Here is a 25,477-nt window from a genome sequence, read left to right as displayed (position 1 = left end):
CGAAAAGCCGCGCCACGAAGCATGTCCCCTAGCATGAGCCGAGACTGTCACATTCAACCCGAGGATGGCACGCGGTGCCCCGACTGACGCGCTGGCCGATCTGGAAGCGCCTGCGTCGGCGGGCCCGGCGGCAATGGCTGATCGCGCGGGCCCTGAACCGCGCCCGCGCCCTGCAGCCGGTGCAGAACCGCACCGGCACCATCCGGCGCGGCGACATCCTGGCCTTCGTCACCCTGCGCAACGAACTGGTGCGGCTGCCCTGGTTCTTCCGGCATTACCGCCAGCTGGGGGTGCAGCATTTCCTGGTGGTGGACAATGCCAGCACCGATGGCAGCGCGGAATGGCTGGCCGGTCAGCCCGATGTCTCGCTGTGGCGGACCGGGGCAAGCTACAAGGAAGCGCGCTTCGGCATGGACTGGCTGAACGCGCTGTTGCGCCGCTACGGCAGCGGGCATTGGTGCCTGACCGTCGATCCCGACGAGTTCCTGATCTATCCGCATCACGACACCCGGCCCTTGCAGGCGCTGACCGACTGGCTGGACGCGGGCGAGGTGCGGTCCTTCTCGGCCATGCTGCTGGACATGTATCCCAGGGGCTCGCTGGTCTCGCAGCCCTATCGCAGCGGGCAGGACCCGTTCGAGATCGCGCGCTGGTTCGATCCGGCGAACTATACCATCCGCAAGAACGGCGAATACGGCAACCTGTGGATCCAGGGCGGGCCGCGCTGCCGCAGCTTCTTCCGCGACAATCCGCAGAACGGCCCGGCGCTGAACAAGATCCCGCTGGTGCGGTGGCGGCGATCCTATGCCTATGTCAGCTCGACCCACATGCTGCTGCCGCGCTCGCTGAACATCGTCTATGACGAGCATGGCGGCGAAAAGGCCTCGGGCTGCCTGCTGCATGCCAAGTTCCTGTCCACCTTCGTCGAGAAATCCGCCGAGGAACTGACCCGGCGCCAGCATTACGCCGACAGCCAGGAATACATGGCCTATCACTCGGGCCTGCAGGACGACCCGGATTTCTGGTGCGCGCAGTCCTGCGAACTGCAGGACTGGCGCCAGCTCGAGGATCTGGGCCTGATCTCCAAGGGACACTGGGCATGAGCGGCGACGGGGCCGAGATCCGGCTGGGCGTGATCATGCTCTGCCACGACGAATTGCCCATCGCCGCCCGCATGGCGCGGGTCTGGGCCGAGGGCGGGGCCGCGGTGGTGGTGCATGTCGATGCCAAGGCGCCGGCCGCCGACATGGCGGCCATGCGCGGCGGCCTGGCCGACCTGCCGCAGGTGCTGTTCAGTCCCCGGCATTCCTGCGAATGGGGCATGTTCAGCCTGGTGCAGGCCACCCAGGACGCGGCGGCGCTGTTGCTGGACCGCTTCGAGGATCTGACGCACGTGATGGTCGTCTCGGGCTCCTGCCTGCCCCTGCGGCCGGTGCAGGATCTGCGCGCCTTCCTGGCCCTGTATCCGCGGCGCGACTTCATCGAAAGCGTGACGGCGGCGGATGTCGGCTGGACCGTGGGCGGGCTGAACGAGGAGCGCTTCACCCTGCGCTTCCCCTTCTCGTGGCGGCGGCAGCGCAAGCTGTTCGACCGCCATGTCGCCCTGCAGCGCCGGCTGGGCTACAGGCGCCGCATCCCGCAGGGGCTGGTGCCGCATCTGGGTTCGCAATGGTGGTGCCTGACCCGGGCCACGCTGCGCGCCATCCTGGCCGATCCGCGCCGGGCCGAGTTCGACCGCTATTTCCGCCGGGTCTGGATCCCGGACGAGAGCTATTTCCAGACCCTGGCCCGCCGCCATTCGCAGAACATCGAAAGCCGTTCGCTGACGCTGGCCAAGTTCGACGGCCAGGGCAAGCCCTATATCTTCTACAACGACCACCTGGAGATGCTGGAACAGTCGCGCTGCTTCGTGGCGCGCAAGATCTGGCGCGGCGCGCATCGGCTTTACGCGCATTTCCCGCATGGCGACGCCGCCCGGCCGCAGGTGGACGAGCCGCGGCCCGAGCGGCTGGACCGCATCGTCAGCCAGGCCGTGGCGCGCCGCAGCCTGGGCCGGCCCGGGCTTTACATGCAAAGCCGCTTTCCGCTGAAGGATCGCGAGAACGGCAAGACCGCCGCGCCCTATGCGGTGCTGCAGGGCTTCAGCGACCTGTTTCCCGGCTTCGAATCCTGGCTCTCCAGCCGGGTCGATGCCGATGTGCACGGCCACCTGTTCGCGGTCCACGGCGCCGAATTCGCCGGCCGCGCGCCGATCGGGCCGGGGGCGCTGTCCGACAGCGCGGCGCTGCGCGACCTGGACCCGCGCGGCTTCCTTGCCAACCTGATCCGCATCACCCGGCGGATGCAGGCCTGGCAGTTCAGCCCGCGCGACGGGCAAGAGATGAACTGGTTCACCGCCACCGATCCGAACGCCCGCATCTTCGTGATCACCGGCGCCTGGGCGGTGCCGCTGCTGCATTCCGACATGCCCTTCGACGACATCCGCCGCGTCGCCGCCATCCTGCAGCGCACCGAGCTGGCGCAGATGGAGGTGCTGAACTCGGTCTGGCTCAAGGCGCAGACGCAGGTCTGGGCCTTGGGCGATTTCTGCGCCCGACCTGCCGACGCACTGCGCGGCGTGCTGCGCCAGCTGGGCGGTGACCCCGAGGCCGCGACCAACCTGCCGGTCATGCGCGACGTGGCCGGCATGGGTCGCTTCCTGCAAAGGCTGCGCAATGCCGGCTTGCGGCCGCAGCTGATGGGGGAATTCCCCGCCACCGACATTGCGCCCGCGCCGCCCGCGCCGCCCGCGCCCGACCCCGAAGAAAGTTCCGCGCCATGACCCAGCCCTTTCGCAGCTTCGTCGTCTTCGCCGAGATGCGCACCGGCTCGAACCTGCTCGAGGCGACGCTGAACGGCGTCAAGCGCGTCACCTGCTTCGGCGAGGCCTTCAACCCCTACATGATGGGCTGGCCCGACAAGGACGAGCTGAAGGGCATCACCATGGCCGAGCGCGACGCCGATCCGCACCGGCTGCTGGCGGCGATCTTCGACAAGCCGAACCACCTGCCGGGCTTCCGCTATTTCCACGACCACGACCCGCGCGTCTTCGACGCGATCATCGAGGATCGGGCCTGCGCCAAGATCATCCTGACCCGCAACCCGGTGGACAGCTATGTCTCGACCGCGCTGGCGCGCGCCACCAACCAGTGGAAGCTGAACGAGACCGAGACGCCGATCCCCGCCGCCATCCGCTTCGACGGCGCCGAGTTCCGGCAGGTGACGGGCGCGGTCGAGGAGTTCCAGCTGAAGGTCATGCACCGGCTGCAGGTGACCGGGCAGGCCGGCTTCTGGCTGGGCTACGAGGACCTGCGCGACGCCGAGGTGATGACCGGGCTGCTGCACTGGCTGGGCCGCACCGACCTGAAGCGGGTCGAGCCGGCCAGCGACCAGGTGCCGCAGAACCCGCGCGAACTGTCCGAAAAGGTCGAGAATTTCGACGAGATGCAGGCGGAACTGGCGCGGCTCGACCCGTTCATGCTGCGCAAGATCCCGAATTTCGAGCCGAGGAAGGGCCCGGCCGTGCCCTCGTTCCTGGGGGCCGAGGCGGGCAAGGGGCTGATCTTCATGCCGGTCAAGGGCGGGCCGACCGGCCCGGTCGGGGACTGGCTGCGGCGGATGGGCGAGGTTACAGGCGATTTCAACCAGAACAGCCTGCGGCAATGGAAGCGCCAGCATGTCGGCCATCGCAGTTTCACCGTGCTGCGCCACCCGCTGCTGCGCGCCTGGGCGGCCTTCGAATCGCTGATCGGCGGCCGCAACGCCGAGCTGCGCCAGCTGATGCGGCAGATCCATCGCGTGGCCCTGCCGCCCGACGAGGCGCTGGACGCGCTGGACCAGGGCCGCAAGGCCGAGCTGTTCGCGGCCTTCCTGGATTTCCTGCGCCGCAACCTGAACGGCCAGACCACGCTGCCGACCTATCCCGGCTGGGCCAGCCAGTCCGAGGTGCTGGCGGGTTTCGCGCGCTTCGGCTCCCCCGACATGCTGCTGCGCGAATCGGAGCTGCCGCGCGACCTGTCCTGGCTTGCCGCCAGCGCCGGGATCCGGGCGCCGGCGGATTTCCCCGACCCCGAGCCCTTCCCCGCCTTCCTGAACGAGCAGGAACTGCGCGGCGCGGCGAAAAAGGCCTATCTGCGCGATTACGTCGCCTTCGGCTTCGGCGGCCAACCCTGACCCGGCCCTGCCCTGACCCAGCCCCGCCCCGCTCTAGCCCTGCGGGGTCATGGCCTTGCGCTGGCGGGTGCGCTCCAGCCCCAGCTGCCGCTCGCGCCAGATGATCAGGATGCCGGCGGTGATGACCAGCGCCGCGCCGGCCAGCATGACCAGGGTCGGCGCCTCGTCGAAGACGAACCAGCCGATCGCCAGGGCCAGCAGCATCGAGACATATTCGAAGGGCGCCACCAGCGAGGCGTCGGCAAAGCGATAGGCCGAGGTCAGCAGGATCTGCCCCAGCCCGCCCAGAAGCCCGATGGTGACCAGCAGCGCCGCCGTCCCGGCGTCCGGCATCACCCAGTCGAAGGGGATGGTCAGCAGGCTGAGCAGGGTCGAGGTGATCGAGAACCAGAACACGATGGCCGAGGTGCGTTCCTCCTGCACCAGCTTGCGCACGAAGATCTGCGCCAGCGCCGTACAGGCCGCGCCGGCCAGCGTGACCATGGCGCCCAGGCTTTCCTTGTAGCCGATCTCGCTGCCGGTGGTGATGCGCGGCGACAGCACGATCATCACCCCGGCCATCCCCAGCGCCACCATGGACAGCCGGAACAGCCGCACGTTCTCGTTCAGGAACATCGCGGCGAAGATCACCGTCAGCAGCGGCGCGGCATAGCCGATGGCCGTGACTTCGGGAAAGGGCAGCAGCGCCAGCGCCCAGAAGCCCAGCCCCATGGCGGCGGTGCCGATGATGCCGCGATAGAAATGCCCCATCGGGCGAAAGGTCTTCAGCCCGACGCCCAGCTCGTGCCGCCAGGCCAGCCACAGCAGGATGACCGGCACCGCGAAGAACGAGCGGAAGAAGACCTGCTGCCCCGGCGGCACCCCCAGCCCATCCTCGGATGTCGCCTTGATCAGCGAGGCCATGATCGTGAAGACCATGACGCTGAGACATTTGAGCAGGATGCCGCGCAGCGGGCTTTGAGAGATCATGGCAGGCGCTCGCAGGCCCAGCGTGCCGCATCGGCGACGGTGGGGTCGGGATCATGCGCCAAGGCTTCCGCGACCGGGCGCAGATGTGCAAGCCCCGAATTGCCGATGGCGTAAAGAACATTGCGCACCATGCGGTCGCGGCCGATGCGCTTGATCGGGCTGCCCGAGAAACGCGCGCGAAAGCCCGCATCGTCAAGCTGCGCCAGCTCGGCCAGCGCCGGCGCGCCATGGGGCCCGTGATAGCGCAGCTCGGTCGCGGCCTGCGCGAACTTGTTCCAGGGGCAGGCGGCCAGGCAATCGTCGCAGCCATAGATGCGGTTGCCCAGGCTCGGCCGCAGCTCGGGGTCCACCGGCCCCTTGTGCTCGATGGTCAGGTAGGAGATGCAGCGCCGCGCGTCCAGCTGGTAGGGCGCCGGAAAGGCGCGCGTGGGGCAGGCGTCGAGGCAGGCCCGGCACGATCCGCAATGGCTGCGCTCGGCCGCGTCCTTCGGCAGGTCCAGCGTGGTGAAGATCGCGCCCAGGAAGAACCAGCTGCCCAGGTCGCGCGACAGCAGGTTGGTGTGCTTGCCCTGCCAGCCCAGGCCCGCCGCCTGCGCCAGCGGCTTTTCCATCACCGGGGCGGTGTCGACAAAGACCTTGATCTCGCAGCCGGTCAGCCCGACCAGCCAGCCGCCCAGGCGCTTGAGCCGCTTCTTGACCAGGTCGTGATAGTCCTTGCCCTGGGCATAGACGCTGACCGCGCCGCGATCCCGGTGGCGGATGACCTCCAGCGGGTCGTGCTCGGGCGTGTAAAGCTCGGCCAGCATGACGACCGAGCGCGCCTCGGGCCAGAGCGCGGCGGGGGAGGCGCGCCAATGCGCGCGCTCGGCCATCCAGCCCATCTGGCCGTGGCGGCCCTGGTCCAGGAAGGCCGCCAGCCGCTCGGGCAGTTCTGGCGCCGCGTCGGGGGCGCAAATGCCAAGGGCCGAGAAACCCTCGGCCCGCGCCTGTTCCTCGAGCCGGGAACGGATCTCGGTGGGCTCGGTCGGCCTAGAAGTCGAGCAGGGCATAATGCGGCGCCGGGTGGACGCCCGGCAGGTGGTCGGCCAGAAGGCTGCGGAAGGCCGGCCGCGACTTGATCTTGGCATACCATTCCTGCACCTCGGCCGAATGGGTCCAGTCCACGTCCGAGATGTAGTCAAGGCAGGACAGATGCGCCGCGGCGGCGAAATCCGCCAGCGTCATCACGTCGCCCGCCAGCCAGCGGCGATGTTCCAGCAGGCTTTTCATGTAGTCGAGATGATAGCGGATCGCTGACAGCCCGGCCTTGACGGTGCGGCTGTCCGGGTAGCCCAGGCGCATCACCTTCTTCCAGACCCGCTCGGTCATCACCGGCTTCGTCACCTCGGCGTTGAACTTGTCGTCGAACCAGGCGCAAAGCCGGCGGACCTCGTAGCGTTCGATGGCGGCATGGGGCATCAGAGCCGGCTGCGGCTGCACCTCGTCCAGGTATTCGCAGATCGCCTGGCTTTCGGCCAGAAGCCGCCCGTCCATGCGCAGCACCGGCAGCTTGCCCGCCGGGTTGCGGCGCAGGATCTCGGACCCCGGCTCCCAGAAGCGGTCCTCGACCAGCTCGACCTCGATCCGCTTTTCGGCCAGCACCAGCCGGACCTTGCGGCAGAACGGCGACAGGGCAAGGTGGTAAAGGCGGATGGTGGAACTGGGCGAGGATGTATTCATCAGGGGAAAACCGTTCATTCGCGGGCTTCCGGTTGATACGCCCGGGCGCGCCCGGTTTCAACCGTCCTGGCGCGGCGGGCGGTTCAGCGCGGCAGCACCAGGCAGGAATCGCGGCCATCCGCCCGGATCGTCTGCGCGCCGCTGACGATGGCGCGGGTGCGGGCCGAGCCGGTCTGCGGGTTGCGGGTGCGCGGCGAGGGCAGGATCGAGGCCAGCGCCGCCGCCTGCCGCAGGCTCAGCTTGTCGGGCGTGGTGCGATAGTAATATTCCGCCGCCGCCTTGATGCCGAAGACGCCGCGGCCGAATTCGGCGATGTTCAGATAGACCTCGACGATGCGGCGCTTGGACCACAGCGCTTCGATCATCGGAGTATAGACCGTCTCCATCACCTTGCGCGGCCAGCTGCGCCCCTGCCACAGGAAGACGTTCTTGGCCGTCTGCTGGCTGATGGTCGAGGCGCCGCGCGACGAGCCCGAGGCGATGACCCGGCGGATCTCGACCATGTCGAAACCCCAGTGGTTGCAGAAATTCGCGTCCTCGGCCGCGACTACGGCGCGCACCATGTGCGGCGAGATCTCGTCCAGGCCGACCCATTCCCGCGTCGCCCGGCCGGGAAATTCGCGCTGGCCCTGGATGATGGTCCAGGTGGTCGGCGGGTTGACGAAGGAAAACAGGAAGACCAGCACGAACATCAGTGCCAGCAGCCGGGCGCCGATCCAGGACAGCCAGCCCCAGAGCCACAGCGCCATGCGCCGCAGCGGCCGCCGACGCCGGCGGGCGCGGGGCTTCGGCGGCTCGGTCAGCGCCTCGGGGTCTTGCAGGGTGTCCGTGCGGCGGGGCATGGGCGCGTCCTGTCACGGCCATGCCCCTTGCGTCAAGCGTCAGGCACGGGGCGGGCGGGGTCAGGCTGGGGTCGTCGGGACCGAGGGGCCCGGCTGGTCCGCCTGCGGCACGCCAAGCGCCGCGCCCAGCTTGCCGCCGGCAAAGGCTTCGCGCAGCCGTTCCTCCTCGGCATCAGGCAGCGAGGTCTGCAGCACCCGGCCGCGCAGGTGGAAGCCTTCCAGCCGCGCCAGCACCTTGTCGGCGGTCATCTTGCGCACCAGGATGAACACGGCCGAGCCGCCGGGCGGGATGGACTGGCCAAGCTCGCGCATGAAATCGTCGTTGATGCCGATGTCCGAGAGCTTGCCGGCGATGGCCCCGGCGCCCGCCCCAACCGCCGCGCCGATCAGCGGGTTCAGGAAGATCAGCCCGACCAGCGTGCCCCAGAAGCCGCCGCCAAGTGCGCCGGCCGCGGTCAGGTTCACGGCCTGGTGCAGCTGGATGTCCTCGGCCGTGGGACGGGTGACGACCACCGCGTCCTCGAGCTCGATCAGGTATTCCTTCTGCATCTTGACCAGTTCGGTGCGCAGCTCGAAGCCGGTCGCCTCATCGTCGAAGGCGATGACAAGCAGGTCGGACATGGCGGGATCCTCTTGACTGATGACGGCGGAGCAACGCCCCGGCGGCGGGGCGGGTTCCCCGCCGTGACGCCTGGTCGCAGGGGGCGGGCCGCGCCCCTAGGCCCTGGGCGGCGCGGGCCGCACCAGCAGTTCGTCATGGCCGGAAAGCGGGCAGGGGGCGCGGGAAAAATGCAGGTCGTCCAGGATCAGCACCACGATCTCGGCCGTGGTATGGATTTCGCAGCCCGGCAGCAGGTGGCCGCCAAAGGCCCGGCCCTCGCCATCGGCGATGGTCAGGTGCAGGTGCTGGCCGGCCGGGTCGATGGTGCCGGTCAGCGCCGTGATCTCGAAATGGCCGCGATAGTCGCTGGCCTCGTTCCGGTTCGCGTGCCGGATCACGGCGCGGGTCAGGCTGCCCACGCAGGTGACCAGCGCCATGGCCGCTGCCCCCGTCCGGCGCTGCAGGGCGCGCAGCGCCGCCACCGGATCCTCGCCCGGCTGCAGGCGGATCGCCGCGAAGCGGCCTGAGGACAGCGGCACCATTCACTCGCCCCGCGGGAACCGCCTGGATTCCTCCAGCACGTTCAGGTCCATGTGGTTGCGCATGTAGCGTTCCGAGGCCTTCATCAGCGGCTGGTAGTCCCAGGGGAAATAGGCGCCGTTGCGCAGCGCCTCGTAGACCACCCAGCGCCGGGCCTGGCTTTCGCGCACCTCGGCGTCATAGGCGGCCAGATCCCAGCGTTCGCCGGCCATGGCGCGCATCCGCGCCAGCACCTCGGCCGCCGCCGGGTCGGTGGCGCGGTTCACCCGCTCCTCGGGATCCTCGGCCAGGTTGTAGAGCATGTCCGGGTCGGCGGCGCAGGCGATGTATTTCCAGTCGCCGTCGCGCAGGCAGACCAGCGGCGCGATGCTGCCCTCGGCCGCGTATTCCATCGCCACCGGCCCGCGCCCCTGGGCGCCTTGCGCCAGCGAGCGGCCGTCGGTCCAGGGCGCCACCTCGGACATCGAGATCCCCGCGAGGTCGCAGATCGTCGGCAGCACGTCGATGGTCGAGACCGGCTGGTCCACCCGCCCCGGCGCCATCTCTGGCGCCGCGATCATCAGGGGCACCCGGGCCGAGCCCTCGAAGAAGCTCATCTTGAACCACATGCCGCGGCTGCCCAGCATCTCGCCATGGTCGGACAGGAAGACCACGATTGCCTCCTGCCGGGTGCGCTCCAGCACGTCCAGGATCTCGCCCAGCTTGTCGTCGATATAGGAGATGTTGGCGAAATAGCCCTGGCGGGCGCGGCGGACATGCTCGGGCGTGACCTCGAGCCCGCGCCAGTCGCTGGCATCCATCAGCCGCTGCGAATGCGGGTCCATCCGCGCATAGGGGATCGCCTCGGGCGGTTCCAGTTCCGGGATGCCCTCGTAGAGATCCCAATACTTGCGCCGGGCGACGAAGGGGTCGTGCGGATGGGTGAAGCTGACCGTCAGGCACCAGGGCCGCTCGTCGGCGCCGCGCGCCAGGTCGTAGAGCTTGCGGGTGGCGTGATAGGCGACCTCGTCGTCATATTCGTACTGGTTGGTGATCTCGGCCACGCCGGCGCCGGTGACCGAGCCCAGGTTGTGATACCACCAGTCGATGCGCTCGCCCGGCTTGCGGTAGTCCGGGGTCCAGCCGAAATCGGCCGGGTAGATGTCGGTGGTCAGCCGCTCCTCGAAACCGTGCAGTTGGTCGGGGCCGACGAAATGCATCTTGCCCGACAGGCAGGTGTGATAGCCCGCCCGGCGCAGGTGATGGGCATAGGTCGGGATGTCCGAGCAGAACTCGGCCGCATTGTCATAGACCCGGGTGCGGCGCGGCAGCTGCCCGGACATGAAGCTGGCCCGCCCCGGTGCGCAAAGCGGGCTGCCGGTATAGGCGTTGGCATAGCGGGTCGAGCGTTCGGCCAGCGCCCGCAGATGCGGCACCTGCAGGAATTCGGCCGGGCCGTCGGGGAACAGCACCCCCGACAGCTGGTCGGCCATCACGATCAGGATATTGGGCTTCTTCAATTACTTCACCGATTCCATGACTGCCTCGGCACCGGGTTTTCCATCCAGCGTGGTCACGCCGTCAAGCCATTTCGCCACCGTGTCCGGGTTCTCGGCGATCCAGCCTCGCGCCGCCTCGACCGCATCGACTCCCTCGTCCAGGATCTTGCCCATCAGCACGTTTTCCTGATCCACGGTGAAGGTCAGCTGGCGAAACAGCCTGGCGACGTTCGGGCAGGCGGCCACCCATTCCTTGCGTGCGACGGTATGGACCGTGGCGCCGCCGAAATCCGGGCCGAACTCCTCGTCCCCGCCGGCCAGATAGGTGATCTTCAGCGTCACGTTCATCGGATGCGGCGCCCAGGCCAGGAAGACCGAGGGCGTGCCGGCGGCATCGTTGCGCTGCACCTGGGCCAGCATGCCCTGTTCGCTCGATTCGACCAGTTCCCAGTCGCCAAGGCCGAACTTGTCGGCCTCGATCATCTTCTGGATGCTCTGGTTCGCCGGCGCGCCGGGCTCGATGCCGTAGATCTTGCCCTGGAAGGCGTCCTTGTGCGCATCGAGGCCGGCGAAATCCGTGACGCCCAGATCGGCGGCGGCATCCGTCACCGCCAGGGTGAACTTGGCGCCTTCCAGGTTCTGCACCAGTTCCTCGATCTTGCCCGAGGCATCCAGATCGTCGCGGAACTTCTGCTGCGCCGGCATCCAGTTGCCCAGGAAGACGTCGGTATCGCCGTTCTTCAGCGCCTCGTAGCCGACCGGCACCGACAGCGTGCTGATCTGCGGGGTGTAGCCCAGGCCCTGCAGCAGCGCCGTGGCGACGCCGTTGGTGGCGGTTATGTCGGTCCAGCCGGGATCCGAGAAGCGGACCGTGCCGCAGCTGGCCGGATCCTGCGCCAGCGCGGGCGAGGCAAGCGCGGCGACAAAGGCGGCAAGGGCGGCGGCGGGGGCAAGCGGGGAAAGCGATGCGGTTCTGGGCATGGTCTGATCTCCGGTTTCGGGCCGCGACCGGGCAGGGGCGGCTTCGCCCGCCATCAGCCCACAGAGGGCGCGCGGGATCAAGTCCGCGATGCGGCCCGGGCCGCAGGTGCGATTGGGGGGAAGCGACGATCTGAACCTTGACGAAAGCCGCCGCCTTGATCAAAGGTGGCGGCGTTCGGGGCCTGTAGCTCAATGGTCAGAGCAGGGCGCTCATAACGCCTTGGTTGGGGGTTCGAGTCCCTCCGGGCCTACCACCCCTTCCCCTTCCTGCAGGGCATCCTGGCCGCGATGCGGTCCTTGGATGCGACCCTCTCCCCGGGGGATTCGCGGCCGAAGCGGGGGCGCGGCCGGGTGCGTGGCAGGGCGCCCTTGCCGGCGCCCCGTCCCTGGTCAGGCGATGGTCAGGCGACTTCGGCCGAGGAATTGCCAACCGCCTCCTTGATGGCCGACAGCGCCGCCTCCTCGGTCCAGGCGCGGCCGGCATTGCCGCGGTCCAGCACCATCCAGGTCCAGGCGCCAACGCCCGGACCCTGCGAATCATGCGAGATGCGGCCGACAGGCCGGTCGTTGAAGGTGATCGTCCAGTCCCCAGAAATGGCCTTTCCATCGACAGTCGTCGGAACGCGAGTCCACATACGAGGTCCTTTCTTCAGTTGTCGTTGATCATCCAGCGCCACGACCCGCTGCGGGCGGTGGCTGTTGCGGACGAATTGGTGGCGCCGGTTGCATCCGCCGGCGCGGTTCGGCCCCAGCTTATGCCGGAGATCCTCACAGTTTTGTAACCGCTGTTTTCGGATCACGCAATATTACCGCTGCGTTGCAGCGCGTGACAAGCGTGGGATTATCGGCATCCGCGCCTTGCGGTCCGGGAATGGCCACGCTGCCAAATGATCCGGCGCCGGGAATGAATCCAGCGAATTCAGCCTGTTGTCGGGAAGCTTCCGCCCGCCGGCCCGCCGGATGCGGCCAAAGCGGTCAAGCCCCTTGATTTATCGCGCTCGTGGGCCCATCTTGGCCGGGCAACGTTATTTCTCTCTGCACCTGTCTCCTTCTCGGCTTCAGTCTGCGTTTCGAACTGACTGAGCCGGGTCGCCGCATGTCGCGGGCGACATACATGAAGGAGATATCACGATGGCCAATGGCACCGTGAAATGGTTCAACGCCACCAAGGGCTTCGGCTTCATCGCCCCGGAAGACGGCGGCAAGGACGTGTTCGTCCATATCAGCGCGCTTGAGCGTGCCGGCATCCATCATCTGAACGACGGCCAGCCGGTGACGTTCGAGATCGAATCGGGCCGCGACGGCCGCCAGTCGGCGCGCAACCTGGTGCTCGCCTGAGCCATTGCGCCGCACGGCACCCGGTCCGGCCGATCATGGCCGGGCCAAACCCTCTGGAGGCCCGCATGGCAGCCAAGGACAAGGCCAAGAGCCTGTTTCGCGATCCCGCGCCGATGACCGCGATGGATCGGACCACATTCGAAGCCCGGCAGATCATCGACGAGCAGAATCAACGGCGCGCCGAGCTGACCGCCAGCCTTCGGGCGCAGCGCCTGGCCCGCGACGCGGCCGGGCCGGCCAAGGCCCCCGCCAGGCGCAAGACCACGAAATAGCCGCCTGCCCGGGCTGGTCACGGCCGGCGAGCAGGCCGCGGCGCCAGGCCGCGCCCGGGCCCTTCGCAAGGGGGCCCGGCGGCGCATGGCCGCCGATCAACAGGAACGACAAGAAACATGGCAAGAAAAACGATCCGCAGGAAAACCGTCCAGAAGCAGCAGAGCAAGCGCCGGCTGGCGATCATGTATATGGTCAAGCAGGCGGAGACCGGCACGGCCGAACGCGGCGGCATCCCGATGTCGCGGCATTGACGCCCTGAGGCCCGCGCGCCCCTGCGCCGGCCCTGCCTCGACCAATCCGACCAGCGGCGCCCCGGCATGGCAGGGGCGCCGCCTTGCATTTCAGCCCCTGGATCCTTGCAGCCCGGCGCGCCATTTCGCCACCGTCCGCCGCGACAGCCGGATGCCCTGTTCCGCCAGCGCCTGCGCCAGCCGGGCGTCCGAGATCCGGCGTCCCGGCGGCCATTCGGCGATCAGCGCCCGCAGCGCGGCCAGCGCCGATTCGCGGCTGATGGCGGGATTCAGCGGGCTGGCTGGCGGCCGCAGCAGGTCGCGCAGCGCCAGGGTGCCGCGCGGGGTGCGCATCGCCACCCCGGCCACGGCGCGGCTGACGGTGCTTTTCGACAGCTCCAGTTCCGCCGCCAGCGCGGTCATGCTGAGCGCCCGCAGATCCGCCTCGCCGCGCAGCCAGGGCGCCTGCAACCGCACCAGCCTCCGTGCGATACGCAGCAGGGTCCGCCCCCGCGCCTCGACGGCCGCGACCAGCGCTCGCGCCGCCGCCTGATCCTCGGCGCTGCCCTGGCTGCCCGCCAGCGGTTGCGGCGCGGTCAGTCGGACATCGCCGGCGGCGGTCAGCTCCAGTTCGGGCGGGGCGGGGGACGGGCCGTCCCCTGCCAGCGGCCGCGGCGACAGCGCCCGCAGATCGGCCAGCATCCCGGCCGCATCCTCGGCATCGCAGCCGCAATGCGCCTGGATCGCTGCCAGATCGCCCGCCGCCGCCAGATCCAGGCGCTGCAGCAGCGCCTCGATCATCGGGTCGAGGCGTCCGCGGGCCTGCAATTGCAGGCGCAGGCATTCTGCCAGGCCGCGGGCGAAGACGCCGGGCGGGTCGAGCTGCTGCAGGGCCGGCAGCAGCGCCTCGATCCGGTCCGGGGCAACGCCCAGCCAGCCCGCCACCTCGGGGACCGGGTCGGACAGCCAGCCATGCTCGTCAAGGCAATGCACCAGCGCCCGGGCCAGATGCGCCTCATCGGCCGAAAGCCGCAGCAAGCCGACCTGCTCCGCCAGCCGCTGGCGGTCCGAGCGCTCCTCGGGCGTCTCGGCCAGGTCCAGGCAGGGATTGCGCGCCGCCTCCAGCCGCAGCCGCCGGCGCAGGCGCGCGCCGTCCATGCGCAGCAGGTCCAGCGACAGCCGCATCTGCTGGCTCAGCGACAGGCCGCGGATCTGGCGCTGCTGCTGTTCCTGCACCGTTCCTCCCCCCTGTTGCGCCACAGCTGTTGCGGTGCCTGCAACAGCCTGGCCGCAAGACCCCTGCGATCATGGCGCGCCGAAATTGGCCCCGCCGTTGCTTGCATGATGGGCAGGGAGGACAGACATGGTCAAGGTCGGCATCATTGCCAATCCGATTTCGGCCCGCGACATCCGGCGGGTGATCTCGCATGCGGGCAACCTGCCCATCAACGACCGCGCCAATATCGTGCTGCGCATGATGGCCGGGCTGGCCGCTTCCGGAGTCGAGGAAGTGCTGGTCATGCCGGAGAACGGCGGCATCCGCTTTCACCTGGAACGCAGCATCCAGCGCGAATTGCGTCTCGGCCACGGGCATTTCCCGCGCCTGCGCTATCTCGACATGCCCGTCACTGCCACGCCCGAGGACAGCGCCCGCGCCGCGCGGATGATGGCCGAGGAGGGCGTGGGCGCCATCGTGGTTCTGGGCGGCGACGGCACCAACCGCGTCGTGGTCGGGGCCTGCGGCGCGGTGCCGGTGGCCGGGGTCTCGACCGGCACCAACAACGCCTTTCCCGAGCTGCGCGAGCCGACGATCACCGGCCTCGCTGTGGGGCTGGCCGTCACCGGGCAAGTGCCCGGAGCCGTGGCGCTGCGCCGGAACAAATGGCTGGAGGTGACGCTGGGCGAACGGCGCGAGATTGCGCTGGTCGATGTCGCCGTAGTCGAGGACCGTTTCGTCGGCGCCCGCGCCATCTGGAAGGCCGCCGGATTCCGCGACCTGTTCGTGACCTTCGGCCTGCCGCAGGCCATCGGCATGTCGGCCATCGCCGGGCTTTGCGACCCGGTGGACCGCGCCACGCCCGAGGGGCGGCATGTCCGCCTGTCGCCCGACGCGCCGCGCCAGCTGCTGGCCCCCATTGCGCCGGGGCTGATCGACCGCGTCGGCATCGCCGGTGTCGCGCGCATGGCGCCGGGCCAGGCGCATCGCCCCTCGATCCCCGCCGGCACGCTGGCCTTCGATGGCGAGCGCGAGCTGACCTTCACCGAAAGCGACCGGGTTTCTGTGCGGCTGGTGCCCGACGCCTTCCGCACCATCGACGTGCCCGCCTGCATGGCCCATGCCGCGCAGGCCGGGCTGTTCATCCGCAACCCAGACTGAACCAGACAAGGGAGGAGTTCATGTCCAATCCGTTTCCGCTGCCCAAGGAGCGGCTGCTTGAAGCCTATCGCAAGATGCGCACCATCCGCGATTTCGAGGAGCGGCTGCATGTCGATTTCGCCCGCGGCGAGATCCCGGGCTTCGTGCATCTCTACGCCGGCGAGGAGGCCACGGCGGTCGGCATCATGATGCATCTGCACGACCGCGACCGCATCGCCTCGACCCATCGCGGCCATGGCCATTGCATCGCCAAGGGCGTCGACGTCAAGGCGATGATGGCCGAGATCTATGGCAAGGCCACCGGCTGCTGCGCCGGCAAGGGTGGCTCGATGCATATCGCCGACCTGTCCTTGGGGATGATGGGGGCGAACGGCATCCTGGGCGCCGGGGCGCCGCTGGTCTGCGGCGCGGCGCTGGCGGCGCAGAAGCTGGGCCATGACGGCGTCGGCATCACCTTCTTCGGCGACGGCGCCTCGAACCAGGGCACGGTGCTGGAAAGCATGAACCTGGCCGCGATCTGGAACCTGCCGGTGATCTTCGTGGTGGAAAACAACGGCTATGCCGAATCGACCTCGGTCGATTACGCCACCGCCTCGGACAGCTACGTGGACCGGGCGACGGGCTTCGGCATGCCGGGGATCACCGTGGACGGGCTGGATTTCTTCGCCGTCCACGAGGCGGCGGGCGAGGTCATCCGCCGCGCCCGCGAAGGCGCCGGGCCGACGCTGCTGGAATGCAAGAACGTCCGCTTCTTCGGCCATTTCGAAGGCGACGCCCAGACCTACAAGGCGCCGGGCGAGAACGAATACAACCGCGAACACAATGATTGCCTCAAGCTGTTCCGCCTGAAGGTGACCGAGGCCGGGGTGATCTCGGACGAGGAGCTGGACGCCATCGACGCCGAGGTGGCCGCGCTGATCGACGAGGCGGTGGTCGCGGCCATCGCCGCGCCGCTGCCCGGCCCGGAACAACTGACCACCGACGTTTACGTGTCCTATTGAGGGAGGAATTGCCATGGCACGCATCATCAGCATGAAGGACGCGGTGAACGAGGCGCTGGATCAGGAGATGACCCGCGACCCCACCGTGATCATGATGGGCGAGGATATCGTCGGCGGCGCCGGCGCGCAGGGCGAGGATGACGCCTGGGGCGGCGTCCTGGGCGTCAGCAAGGGGCTTTACGCCAAGCACCCGAAGCAGATGATCGACACGCCGCTGTCGGAAAGCGCCTATGTCGGCGCGGCGGTGGGCGCGGCGACGGCGGGGCTGCGGCCGGTGGCGGAACTGATGTTCGTCGATTTCATCGGCGTCTGCCTGGACCAGGTCTTCAACCAGGCGGCGAAGTTTCGCTACATGTTCGGCGGCAAGGCGGAAACCCCGGTGGTGATCCGGGCGATGTGCGGCGCGGGCTTTCGCGCGGCGGGCCAGCACAGCCAGATGCTGACACCGCTCTTCACGCATCTGCCGGGGCTGAAGGTGGTGTGCCCCTCGAACGCCTATGATTGCAAGGGGCTGCTGATCCAGGCGATCCGCGACAACGACCCGGTGATCTTCCTGGAGCACAAGAACCTCTACGCCAGCACGGCGGATGTGCCCGAGGAGCCCTATGCCATCCCCTTCGGCGAGGCGAACATCGTCCGTGAGGGCGCGGATGCCACCATCGTCACCTATGGCCAGATGGTCGGCCGCTCGCTGGAAGCCGCCGAGCTGCTGAAGAAGGAGGGCGTCGATGTCGAGGTGATCGACCTGCGCACGCTCTCGCCGATCGACATGGACACGGTGCTGGAAAGCGTCGAGGCGACCGGCCGGCTGGTCTGCGTCGACGAGGCGAACCCGCGCTGTTCCATCGCCGCCGACATCGCCGCCACCGTGGCGCAGGATGCCTTCGACGCGCTCAAGGCGGCCGTGCAGATGGTGACGCCGCCGCATGCGCCGGTGCCCTTCTCGCCCTCGCTGGAAGACGCCTATGTGCCCTCGGCCGAGCGCATCGCCGCGGCCGTCCGCAAGACGCTGGAGAACTGACATGGCAGACATCACCCCGATCCTGATGCCGAAATGGGGGCTCTCGATGCGCGAGGGCAAGCTGGCGGCCTGGCACGTGGCCGAGGGCGCCGAGATCAAGCCCGGCGACGAGATCATGGATGTCGAGACCGACAAGATCGCCAATGTGGTCGAGGCCGCCGACGGGGGCCTCTTGCGCCGCCGCGTCGGCATCGAGGGCGAGACCTATCCGGTGCGCGCGCTGCTGGCGGTGATGGCGCCGGAAGCGGTGCCGGACGCGGAAATCGATGCTTATGTCGCCGCCTATCAGGCCCCATCGGCCGGCGACGAGGACGAGGATGCCGGACCCGCCTATCAATATGCCGACCTGCCCATGGGTCGCATCCGCTATGCCGAGCGGCCGGGCGAGGGCGTGCCGCTGGTGCTGATCCACGGCTTCGGCGGCGACCTGGACAACTGGCTGTTCAACATCGACGCGCTGGCGGAAGCTGCGCCGGTCTATGCGCTGGACCTGCCCGGTCATGGCCAGTCGGTGAAATCGGCGCGCCCGGCCGGGCTGGGGCTGATGGTGGAAACCGTCCTGGCCTTCCTCGACCATATCGGCGCGGACAGGGCGCATCTGGCCGGCCATTCCATGGGCGGGCTGGTCGCCGGCACGCTGGCGGCGCAGCACCCGGCGCGCGTCGCCTCGGTCACGCTGATCTGTCCGGCGGGCCTCGGGTCCGAGATCAATGCCGATTATATCGACGGCTTCGTGAAGGCCGCCGGGCGCAAGGACCTGAAGCCGGTTCTGGCACATCTGTTCAAGGACCAGTCGCTGGTCAGCCGCGCGATGGTCGAGGACCTGCTGAAATACAAGCGCCTCGACGGGGTGCAGGATTTCCTGGCCGAACTCTCGGCCGCGCTGTTCCGCGAGGGCCGGCAGGCCGAGCGACTGGCCGAGGCGCTGGCCGCCTCGGGCGTGCCCGCCCAGGTGATCTGGGGCGAGGCCGATGCGATCATCCCCGCCGCCCATGCCGAAAGCCTGCCGGGCGCGTCCCGCCATGTCATCCCCGAAGCGGGTCACATGGTGCAGATGGAGCAATCGGCCGAGGTCAACCGCCTGATCCGCGACTTCATCGCCTGAATCGCCGGCCGTCCCCAAGGGGGCGGCCCATTGCAATGGGAGGAGAGAGATGAGCAATTCCGTCGAAGGCCGCGTGGTCATCGTCACCGGCGCGGGCCGCGGCATCGGGAGCTCCATCGCCGAGGGGCTGGCGCAGGCCGGCGCCCGGGTGGTGATCGCCGACATCGCCGCCGATACCGCCGAATCCACCGCCGCCGAGATCCGCGAGGCGGGCGGGCAGGCCATCGGCCTTGCCGTCGATGTGACCGACCGGGCCAGCACGCGTGCGCTGATCGCCCGCACCGTCGTCGAACATGGCCGGCTGGACGCCATGTTCAACAATGCCGGCATCGCGCAGGTCAAGCCATTCAACGACATCACCGAGGCGGACTGGCACCGCGTCATGGACGTGAACGCCATGGGCGTGCTGATCGGCATCCAGGAGGCGGCGAAGCAGTTCATCGCCCAGGGTGGCGGCGGCAAGATCGTCAACACCGCCTCGATCGCCGGCAAGCAGGGCTACGAGCCCTTGGCGCATTACTCGGCCAGCAAGTTCGCCGTGGTGGCGCTGACCCAGGCCGCGGCCCGCGCCTTTGGCAAGCACGGCATCTGCGTCAACGCCATCTGTCCCGGCGTGGTCGCCACCGACATGTGGAAGCTGATCGACAAGGGCTTCAAGGACGAGGGGCTGACCCAACGCGACAACGAGGCTTTCGAGGGCTTCTCGGCCGACATCCTGCTGGGCCGCCCGTCGCGCCCCGAGGATCTGGCGGGCGTCTCGATCTTCCTCGCCTCGGCCGGGTCGGATTACATGACCGGGCAAAGTCTGGTCGTCGATGGAGGGATGGTGCTGGTATGAACGCGAAACAGAAACTGGCCGAGATGAACGCGCGCGCTGCCGCGCTCTACAAGGCCGACGGCAAGACCATGTCCGCCTTTCGCGGGCTGATGCTCGCCGCCAACCGCGAGGGCAAGGTCGGCCCCGCCATGAAGGAGATGATCGCCATCGCCGTCGCCATCGGGCGCGGCTGCGAGGATTGCATCGTCTTCCACGCCAGCGAGGCCAAGGCCCATGGCGCCAGCCGCGAGGAACTGCTGGAGGTGCTGGCCGTCGCCATCGAGATGTCGGGCGGGCCGGGCACGGTCTATGCCGCCAAGGCGCTGGCCGCCTTCGACGAATTGTAAGGGGGGATATCATGAAAGCCTTGCGTTTCCATGCCGCGCGCGATCTTAGGGTCGAGGACATCCCCGAACCACCCCGGCCCGGTCCCGGGCAGGTGCTGATCCGCAACCGCCATGTCGGCATCTGCGGCACCGACCTGCACGAATACGCCTCGGGGCCGATCTTCATCCCGACCGCGCCGCATCCCTATTCCGGCGCCCATGGCCCGCAGGTGCTGGGCCATGAATTCGGCGGCGAGGTCGTGGCGGTGGGCGAGGGCGTGACCAAGGTGGCGCCCGGCGACCGGGTGGCGGTGCAGCCGCTGATCATGCCGCGCGGCGGCGAGCATTTCGCCGACCGCGGCTGGCACAACCTCTCGGGCAGCCTGGCGCTGGTCGGGCTGTCCTGGGTCTCGGGCGGCATGGCCGAGATGGCGCTGCTCAACGACTACAATGTCGAGAAGATCCCCGACGGGATGAGCGACGAGGAGGCGGCGCTGGTCGAGCCGACCGCCGTCTGCGTCTATGCCTGCGACCGCGGCCGGATCACCGCCGGGGATTCGGTGCTGGTGACGGGCGCCGGGCCCATCGGCATCCTGGCGCTGCTGACCGCGCGGGCCTTCGGCGCGACGCGGCTGTTCGTGTCGGACGTGAACGACACGCGGCTGAAGCTCGCCGCCGAGGTCGTGCCGGGTGTCGTCGCCATCAACCCCGCGCGCGAGGATGTGGGCGAGCGGGTGCGCGCCGGCACCCAAGGCGGCATCGGCTGCGACGTGGCACTGGAATGCGTCGGCAACGAACGGGCGCTGCAATCCTGCCTCGACGCGGTGCGCAAGCAGGGGGTGATCGTGCAGACCGGGCTGCATCCGGGCAAGGGCAGCGTGGATTTCTTCCAGCTGACCTTCAAGGATGCCGAGATCCGCGGCTCGTGGTGCTATCCGACGCATAGCTGGCCGCGCACCATCGAGCTGATCGCCTCGGGCGCCATCCCGGCCAGGCGGGTGGTGACGAAGCGCATCGCGCTGGACGAGGCCGTGTCCGAGGGGTTCGAGGCGCTGCTGGACCCGGCCGGCAGCCAGCTGAAGATCCTGATCGACCTGTCGCGCTGACGGCCGGCGCCTGCGGCAAGATTTCTGCCCCGGCGCGGCCCGACCCGTGCTATGGTCGCGCCGGGCTTTGGGAGGAGCCGATGCGGGGAATGCCGGATACCGGGACGCATGTCCTTGAAGTCATTCGCGTGGCCGAGGGCGAGACATCGCCGCGCCGGGATGCCGATGTGCTGGCCTCGTGGCGGCGCTGCGTGAACGAACACCAGCTCGACCCCGGCCGCCATGCCGGGCCGCGCATCGTCACCCAGCAGGAACTGCGCCAGCACCGCCAGGAATCCGAGGAATTGCTGGGCATGGCCCGGCACGGCATGGAAGACCTTTATCGCCGCGTGAACACGATGGGCTATGTGCTGCTGCTGTCGAACGCGCGTGGCGTGACCGTCGATGCCATCGGCGATGCCGAGCTGGACCGCGAGCTGCGCCATGCCGGTCTGATCACCGGCTCGGAATGGCATGAAAGCCATGTCGGCACCAATGGCGTGGGCGCCTGCCTGGCTACCGGGCGGGCGATCACCGTGCATCGCACCGACCATTTCGACCTGGCGCTGACGCCGCTGTCCTGCACCGCCGTGCCGGTCCACGACACGCGCGGCGGGTTGATCGGGGTGCTGGACCTGTCGCATCTGCAGGCGCCGCAAGACAAGATGAGCCAGGCTCTGACGCTGGAGGTGATGAAATCCTGCGCCCGGCGCATCGAGATGGCCAATCTGGTGCGCCGGCACCGCGCCGACTGGATCCTGCGGCTGAACCCCTCGCCCGAATTCCTGGACGTGGACCCGATGGTCGCGGTCGCCATCGACGCCGGGGGCTGCATCAGCGGCATGACCAACAATGCGCGCGAGCTTCTGGCCGGCGGGCCGGCCGAGGCGCTGATCGGCCGGCGCTTCGACGACATCTTCGCCTGCGACCTGGACGACCTGCCGAAGCTGTCGCGCGCCATGGCCCCGGTCGACGGCGCGCTGGAGATGCAGGCCGGCGGCCTGATCTTTGCCCGCGCCGTGCCGCCCACCGCACCGCCGCGCCGGGCCACGGAGACCAGCCTGCCCCAGCCGCTGCGCGCGATCCATGGCGGCGACCCGGCCATGCAGCGCCTGGCCGAGCGTGCCGCCAAGGTGGTGGACCGCCAGATCAGCGTCATCCTGCGCGGCGAGACCGGCACCGGCAAGGAATTCATCGCCCGGGCCATGCATGCCTCGTCCCGCCGCCGCGGCTCCTTCGTGGCGATCAACTGCGCCGCGCTGCCCGAGGCGCTGATCGAAAGCGAGCTGTTCGGCTATGCCCCGAACGCCTTTACCGGCGCCCATGCCCGCGGCAAGAAGGGCCTGATCCGCGAGGCGCATGGCGGCACGCTGTTCCTGGACGAGATCGGCGACATGCCGCTGGCCCTGCAGGCGCGGCTGTTGCGGGTGCTGTCCGAGCGCGAGGTGCTGCCGGTTGGCGCCACCCGCGCCGAGCCGGTGGATATCCGCGTCATCTCGGCCTCGCATCGCGACCTGGCCGGGCTGGTGGCCGAGGGGCGGTTCCGGCAGGACCTGTATTACCGGCTGAACGGGCTGGTGCTGGACATCCCGCCGGTGCGGGCGCGGGCCGACCTGGAATGGCTGATCGCCCGCATCGCCGGCGCGACCGAGGGCAAGCCGCGTTTCTCGCCGCAGGCCATGGCGCTGCTGCTGGCGCATGACTGGCCGGGGAACGTGCGCGAGATCGTCAATCTCTGTACGCTTTGCGCGGCGCTGTGCGACGGCGCCCCGGTCCTGCCCGAGGATCTGCCGCCCGAACTGGCCCGGCCCACCGCGCTGCCCGCCGCCCGCCAGCGCATCGAGGCCGAGGAGGCGGCCGAGCTGCGCCGGCTGGTCGCGGCTTGCGCCGGCAATATCTCGGCCGTCGCCCGGCAGGCTGGGGTGGATCGCAGCACCATCTATCGCCGCATGCAGCGGCTGGGGCTGACCGGGCCGGATGCCCGCTGAGCTTTGCCGATTCGGGGCCTTTCCAAACCGTCGGGACTGTGCCAGCCTCCGCCCCGGTTCGGACAGGAGAGTCGGGTTCAGCCCCGCGCCGACGGAGCAACGCCCCGGAATCTCTCAGGCAAGCAGACTGCCGGACCGACACTCTGGAGAGAGATGCCCCGCGCATCCGCCGAAGGAGGAAGCCGCCATGCGGTGACGCTCTCAGGCAAAAGGACAGAGGGGGGACGCGCCGCAACCCGGCGGGTTCGCGACTTTGGACCGAGGCGGCCGGGCCGACCCTTGCGGGCGGCGCCGGCCCGCCCGGCTTGCGCCGAGGAGGAGGAGCGCGTGGCGGAAGGAAGGATCAGGCTGGCGTTGAACGGCTTCGGGCGCATCGGGCGCTCGATCCTGCGCATCTGGGCGCAGGGCGGCTACGAGGATCTGGATCTCGTGCTGATCAACGACATCGAGTCGCTGGAGAACTGCGCCTATCTGTTCGAATATGACAGCGTCTTCGGCCCCTGGCGCGGCCAGGTCGCGGTGGCGGATGGCGCGCTGGTCGTCGATGGCCGGGCGATCCCCTTCCATTCCGCGCCGGACCTGCGCCGGCTGGACCTGTCGGGCGTCGACATCGTGCTGGAATGCACCGGCATGACCGGCTCGCGCGCGGTGGTCGAGCGCGGGCTCGAGGCCGGGGCGGGCGCGGTGCTGATCTCGGGCCCCTCGGACGAGGCCGACATCACCGTGGTGATCGGCGCCAACGAGGAACGGCTGGACGGCCAGCGCATCGTCTCGAACGCCTCCTGCACGACCAATGCGCTGGCGCCGCTGCTGCGGGTGCTGGACGAGGCTTTCGGCGTGGTCTCGGGGCAGATGACCACGGTGCATTGCTATACCGGCAGCCAGCCCACGGTGGACAAGCCGCGCGGCGATCCGGCGCGCTCGCGCGCGGCGGCGCTGTCCATGGTGCCGACCACGACCAGCGCCGGGCGGCTGATCGGCACGGTGCTGCCGCATCTGGCCGGGCGGGTGGCGGCGCGGGCGATCCGGGTGCCGACGGCCAGCGTGTCCTGCATCGACCTGACCTTCGCCAGCGCGCGCCAGGCGGATGCGGCGGGGGTGAACGCAGCGCTGAAAGCCGCGGCCGAGGGCTCGCCGGTCTTCGGCTGGACCGAACGGCCGCTGGTCTCCTGCGACCTGCGGGCGCGGCCGGAATCCCTCGTCGTCTCGGGGCGCGAGACCTCGGTGGCGGGCGGGCTGATCCGGGTCTTTGGCTGGTATGACAACGAATGGGGCTTTTCCAACCGGATGCTCGACATGGCCCGGCTGATGGGCCGGCGCTAGGGCACCCGCTCCCGCGCCGGGTCGGCGGCGCGGTGCGAGACAGGACCGCGCGACCGCCATCGCCGTTCGATCCCGCCGGGCACGGGCAGCCTGGCGCCAGGCCGGCGCTAGAGCCTGTTGCACTCAATCGGCCTCATACCCGGCGGTTTTGAAGTAGTTGTAGCACTCCTCGTCGGAGAACAGATCGCAGACCTTGAGCCTGTTGCACTCAATCGGCCTCATACCCGGCGGTTTTGAAGTAGTTGTAGCACTCCTCGTCGGAGAACAGATCGCAGACCTGGCCGACCGCAGCCCAAAGCTGATCGTAGGTTCTTGCGGCGGCTTTTCTGATAAGTGCCTTGAGCTTGGCGAATGCCATCTCGATCGGATTGAGGTCAGGGCTATAGGGCGGCAGGAACAGAAACCACGCGCCGATATCGCGCAGTGCTGCCGCTGCGGCAGGGCTCTTGTGGCTGGAAAGATTGTCCAGAATGACAACGTCGCCGGCCCGCAGCGTCGGAACCAATTGGGTTTGAATGTAAAGGTTGAACATCTCGGCGTTCATCGCCCCGTCGATCACCCAAGGCGCGTCCAGCCGGTCATGGCGCAGGGCCGCGACGAAGGTCTGGCTCCGCCAATGCCCGAACGGCGCATGATCCACCAGACGTTGCCCGCAGGGTGCCCAGCCGGTGGTCTTGGTCATGTTTGTCTTGACCCCGGTCTCATCGATGAAAGCCAACCGCTCCAGATGGTTGGCCATGAAAGGCTGGCGCCTCGCAATCCAGACATGGCGCAGGCCAGCCACGTCCTGGCGCTTCTGTTCAAGCGCATGCAGGGCTTTTTTTGTGTGTCAATCCGAGCCCGCGCAACACCCGCCAGACGGTGGCACGGTGGACGGCGATGCCGTGGGTTTGGGTCAGTTCTGCCACCAGTTCGTCGAGCGTGATCTCGCCTTTGGCCGTGACGCGGGCCTTGAGCCAACCGGTCACCCCCGCCAGCTTCCCATGTCCGCCGCCATTGCCTTGCTGTCTCGGCGTCAAGAACCCAGTCTCGCGTCGCAGCTTCACCAGGTCATTGACGAATTTGGGTGACACTCGAAAGTGCCGGGCCGCCTCACGGTGTCCGTGGCCTTCGTCGACATACGCGACGACCCGCGTTCGAAGCTCCATTGGATGTGGCCTGCCCATCAGCTCCCCCATACCTGCCTCAGCAAAAGGGAAGCACATCACGAGCAGGCCGGGAATCCTGAATCTTGATGCCCGCGATACGCTC

General features: G+C 68.8%; 26 protein-coding genes, 1 tRNA gene and 1 riboswitch. Of the genes, 16 read left to right on the top strand and 11 right to left on the bottom strand.

Annotated elements, in window-relative coordinates:
* The first annotated feature begins 74 nt into the window (after positions 1-74).
* The 3 genes from I9P22_RS03730 to I9P22_RS03720 are packed head-to-tail and all read left to right on the top strand — an operon-like array spanning position 75 to position 4,212.
* Positions 75-1,103 carry a glycosyltransferase family 2 protein gene (locus I9P22_RS03730; RefSeq protein ID WP_199258048.1) on the top strand — a complete coding sequence of 343 codons (1,029 nt, stop codon included), beginning with the start codon at positions 75-77 and terminating at the stop codon, positions 1,101-1,103.
* Complete coding sequence (locus I9P22_RS03725; RefSeq protein WP_233253184.1) at positions 1,100-2,821, top strand: beta-1,6-N-acetylglucosaminyltransferase; 1,722 nt, start codon at positions 1,100-1,102, stop codon at positions 2,819-2,821. The genes I9P22_RS03730 and I9P22_RS03725 overlap by 4 nt, the downstream gene beginning before the upstream one ends.
* Positions 2,818-4,212 carry a hypothetical protein gene (locus tag I9P22_RS03720; RefSeq protein WP_199258047.1) on the top strand — a complete coding sequence of 465 codons (1,395 nt, stop codon included), beginning with the start codon at positions 2,818-2,820 and terminating at the stop codon, positions 4,210-4,212. Before I9P22_RS03725 ends, I9P22_RS03720 begins: the two co-directional genes overlap by 4 nt.
* 33 nt (positions 4,213-4,245) lie before the next feature.
* On the opposite strand, the gene I9P22_RS03715 is transcribed toward I9P22_RS03720, so the two are convergent.
* The 8 genes from I9P22_RS03715 to choX form a co-directional block, all read right to left on the bottom strand.
* Entirely contained in the window at positions 4,246-5,181 is a 936-nt protein-coding gene (locus I9P22_RS03715) for a DMT family transporter (RefSeq protein WP_199258046.1), read from the bottom strand.
* The gene (gene queG, locus I9P22_RS03710; protein ID WP_199258045.1) at positions 5,178-6,230 is read right to left on the bottom strand and encodes a tRNA epoxyqueuosine(34) reductase QueG; all 1,053 of its coding nucleotides are present in this window, start codon (positions 6,228-6,230) and stop codon (positions 5,178-5,180) included. The genes I9P22_RS03715 and queG overlap by 4 nt, the downstream gene beginning before the upstream one ends.
* Positions 6,211-6,900, bottom strand: a complete 690-nt coding sequence (gene fzlA / locus I9P22_RS03705; protein ID WP_199258089.1) for an FtsZ-binding protein FzlA — start codon at positions 6,898-6,900, stop codon at positions 6,211-6,213. Before fzlA ends, queG begins: the two co-directional genes overlap by 20 nt.
* Before the next feature lie 83 nt (positions 6,901-6,983).
* A complete protein-coding gene (mtgA, locus tag I9P22_RS03700; protein ID WP_199258044.1) occupies positions 6,984-7,742 on the bottom strand; it encodes a monofunctional biosynthetic peptidoglycan transglycosylase in 759 nt (252 codons plus the stop codon).
* Between the two features lie 60 nt (positions 7,743-7,802).
* A complete protein-coding gene (locus I9P22_RS03695; protein ID WP_199258043.1) occupies positions 7,803-8,363 on the bottom strand; it encodes a DUF1269 domain-containing protein in 561 nt (186 codons plus the stop codon).
* A 96-nt stretch (positions 8,364-8,459) separates the two neighbouring features.
* Positions 8,460-8,885 carry a PPC domain-containing DNA-binding protein gene (locus tag I9P22_RS03690; RefSeq protein WP_199258042.1) on the bottom strand — a complete coding sequence of 142 codons (426 nt, stop codon included), beginning with the start codon at positions 8,883-8,885 and terminating at the stop codon, positions 8,460-8,462.
* On the bottom strand, positions 8,886-10,382 hold the full coding sequence (betC, locus tag I9P22_RS03685; RefSeq protein ID WP_199258041.1) for a choline-sulfatase: 1,497 nt from the start codon (positions 10,380-10,382) through the stop codon (positions 8,886-8,888). It lies immediately after the preceding gene.
* A complete protein-coding gene (choX, locus tag I9P22_RS03680) occupies positions 10,383-11,342 on the bottom strand; it encodes a choline ABC transporter substrate-binding protein (RefSeq protein WP_199258040.1) in 960 nt (319 codons plus the stop codon).
* A gap of 178 nt (positions 11,343-11,520) precedes the next feature.
* Here choX and I9P22_RS03675 point away from each other — a divergent pair.
* A tRNA-Ile gene (locus I9P22_RS03675) sits at positions 11,521-11,596 on the top strand.
* Positions 11,597-11,743: 147 nt separating this feature from the next.
* On the opposite strand, the gene I9P22_RS03670 is transcribed toward I9P22_RS03675, so the two are convergent.
* Complete coding sequence (locus I9P22_RS03670; RefSeq protein ID WP_199258039.1) at positions 11,744-11,977, bottom strand: hypothetical protein; 234 nt, start codon at positions 11,975-11,977, stop codon at positions 11,744-11,746.
* 496 nt (positions 11,978-12,473) lie between these two features.
* On the opposite strand from I9P22_RS03670, the gene I9P22_RS03665 reads away from it, so the two are divergent.
* The 3 genes from I9P22_RS03665 (at position 12,474) to I9P22_RS24800 (ending at position 13,204) form a co-directional block, all read left to right on the top strand.
* Positions 12,474-12,680 carry a cold-shock protein gene (locus I9P22_RS03665; RefSeq protein ID WP_199258038.1) on the top strand — a complete coding sequence of 69 codons (207 nt, stop codon included), beginning with the start codon at positions 12,474-12,476 and terminating at the stop codon, positions 12,678-12,680.
* Between the two features lie 65 nt (positions 12,681-12,745).
* The gene (locus I9P22_RS03660) at positions 12,746-12,952 is read left to right on the top strand and encodes a hypothetical protein (protein WP_199258037.1); all 207 of its coding nucleotides are present in this window, start codon (positions 12,746-12,748) and stop codon (positions 12,950-12,952) included.
* 117 nt (positions 12,953-13,069) lie between these two features.
* Positions 13,070-13,204 (top strand): hypothetical protein, encoded by a 135-nt coding sequence (locus I9P22_RS24800; RefSeq protein ID WP_269846620.1) that lies wholly within the window; start codon positions 13,070-13,072, stop codon positions 13,202-13,204.
* Positions 13,205-13,294: 90 nt separating this feature from the next.
* Here the strand turns inward: I9P22_RS24800 and I9P22_RS24925 are convergent, their stop codons facing one another.
* Entirely contained in the window at positions 13,295-14,419 is a 1,125-nt protein-coding gene (locus I9P22_RS24925; protein ID WP_332908996.1) for an RNA polymerase factor sigma-54, read from the bottom strand.
* A gap of 127 nt (positions 14,420-14,546) precedes the next feature.
* Between I9P22_RS24925 and I9P22_RS03650 the strand changes: the two genes are divergently transcribed.
* The 9 genes from I9P22_RS03650 to I9P22_RS03610 all read left to right on the top strand — a co-directional run bounded on the left by I9P22_RS03650 (position 14,547) and on the right by I9P22_RS03610 (position 24,226).
* Positions 14,547-15,560, top strand: a complete 1,014-nt coding sequence (locus I9P22_RS03650) for an ATP-NAD kinase family protein (protein ID WP_199258036.1) — start codon at positions 14,547-14,549, stop codon at positions 15,558-15,560.
* A 20-nt stretch (positions 15,561-15,580) separates the two neighbouring features.
* Positions 15,581-16,561: a thiamine pyrophosphate-dependent dehydrogenase E1 component subunit alpha gene (locus tag I9P22_RS03645; RefSeq protein WP_199258035.1), complete on the top strand. Its 981-nt coding sequence runs from the start codon at positions 15,581-15,583 to the stop codon at positions 16,559-16,561.
* 13 nt (positions 16,562-16,574) lie between these two features.
* Positions 16,575-17,582, top strand: coding sequence for an alpha-ketoacid dehydrogenase subunit beta (locus I9P22_RS03640; RefSeq protein WP_199258034.1), 1,008 nt, complete (start codon positions 16,575-16,577; stop codon positions 17,580-17,582).
* Between the two features lies 1 nt (position 17,583).
* On the top strand, positions 17,584-18,687 hold the full coding sequence (locus I9P22_RS03635) for an acetoin dehydrogenase dihydrolipoyllysine-residue acetyltransferase subunit (RefSeq protein WP_199258033.1): 1,104 nt from the start codon (positions 17,584-17,586) through the stop codon (positions 18,685-18,687).
* 49 nt (positions 18,688-18,736) lie between these two features.
* A complete protein-coding gene (locus I9P22_RS03630) occupies positions 18,737-19,525 on the top strand; it encodes an SDR family NAD(P)-dependent oxidoreductase (protein WP_199258032.1) in 789 nt (262 codons plus the stop codon).
* Entirely contained in the window at positions 19,522-19,851 is a 330-nt protein-coding gene (locus tag I9P22_RS03625) for a carboxymuconolactone decarboxylase family protein (RefSeq protein ID WP_058100077.1), read from the top strand. The genes I9P22_RS03630 and I9P22_RS03625 overlap by 4 nt, the downstream gene beginning before the upstream one ends.
* Positions 19,852-19,862: 11 nt before the next feature.
* Positions 19,863-20,936: a 2,3-butanediol dehydrogenase gene (locus I9P22_RS03620; protein WP_199258031.1), complete on the top strand. Its 1,074-nt coding sequence runs from the start codon at positions 19,863-19,865 to the stop codon at positions 20,934-20,936.
* Positions 20,937-21,016: 80 nt separating this feature from the next.
* Positions 21,017-22,903 carry a sigma-54-dependent Fis family transcriptional regulator gene (locus I9P22_RS03615; RefSeq protein WP_199258030.1) on the top strand — a complete coding sequence of 629 codons (1,887 nt, stop codon included), beginning with the start codon at positions 21,017-21,019 and terminating at the stop codon, positions 22,901-22,903.
* A 133-nt stretch (positions 22,904-23,036) separates the two neighbouring features.
* Positions 23,037-23,130: riboswitch (glycine riboswitch) on the top strand.
* A 100-nt stretch (positions 23,131-23,230) separates the two neighbouring features.
* A complete protein-coding gene (locus I9P22_RS03610; RefSeq protein ID WP_199258029.1) occupies positions 23,231-24,226 on the top strand; it encodes a type I glyceraldehyde-3-phosphate dehydrogenase in 996 nt (331 codons plus the stop codon).
* A gap of 208 nt (positions 24,227-24,434) precedes the next feature.
* On the opposite strand, the gene I9P22_RS03605 is transcribed toward I9P22_RS03610, so the two are convergent.
* A protein-coding gene (locus I9P22_RS03605) for an IS630 family transposase (protein ID WP_199258087.1) occupies positions 24,435-25,392 on the bottom strand; the annotation gives its coding sequence in 2 pieces (ribosomal slippage) (positions 24,435-25,040 and positions 25,042-25,392; 957 coding nt in all).
* Positions 25,393-25,477 lie beyond the last annotated feature (85 nt).

It is taken from the genome of Paracoccus binzhouensis, from assembly GCF_016446475.1.
GTDB classification, from domain to species: domain Bacteria; phylum Pseudomonadota; class Alphaproteobacteria; order Rhodobacterales; family Rhodobacteraceae; genus Paracoccus; species Paracoccus binzhouensis.
This window is presented reverse-complemented; position numbering and strand designations above follow the sequence as displayed.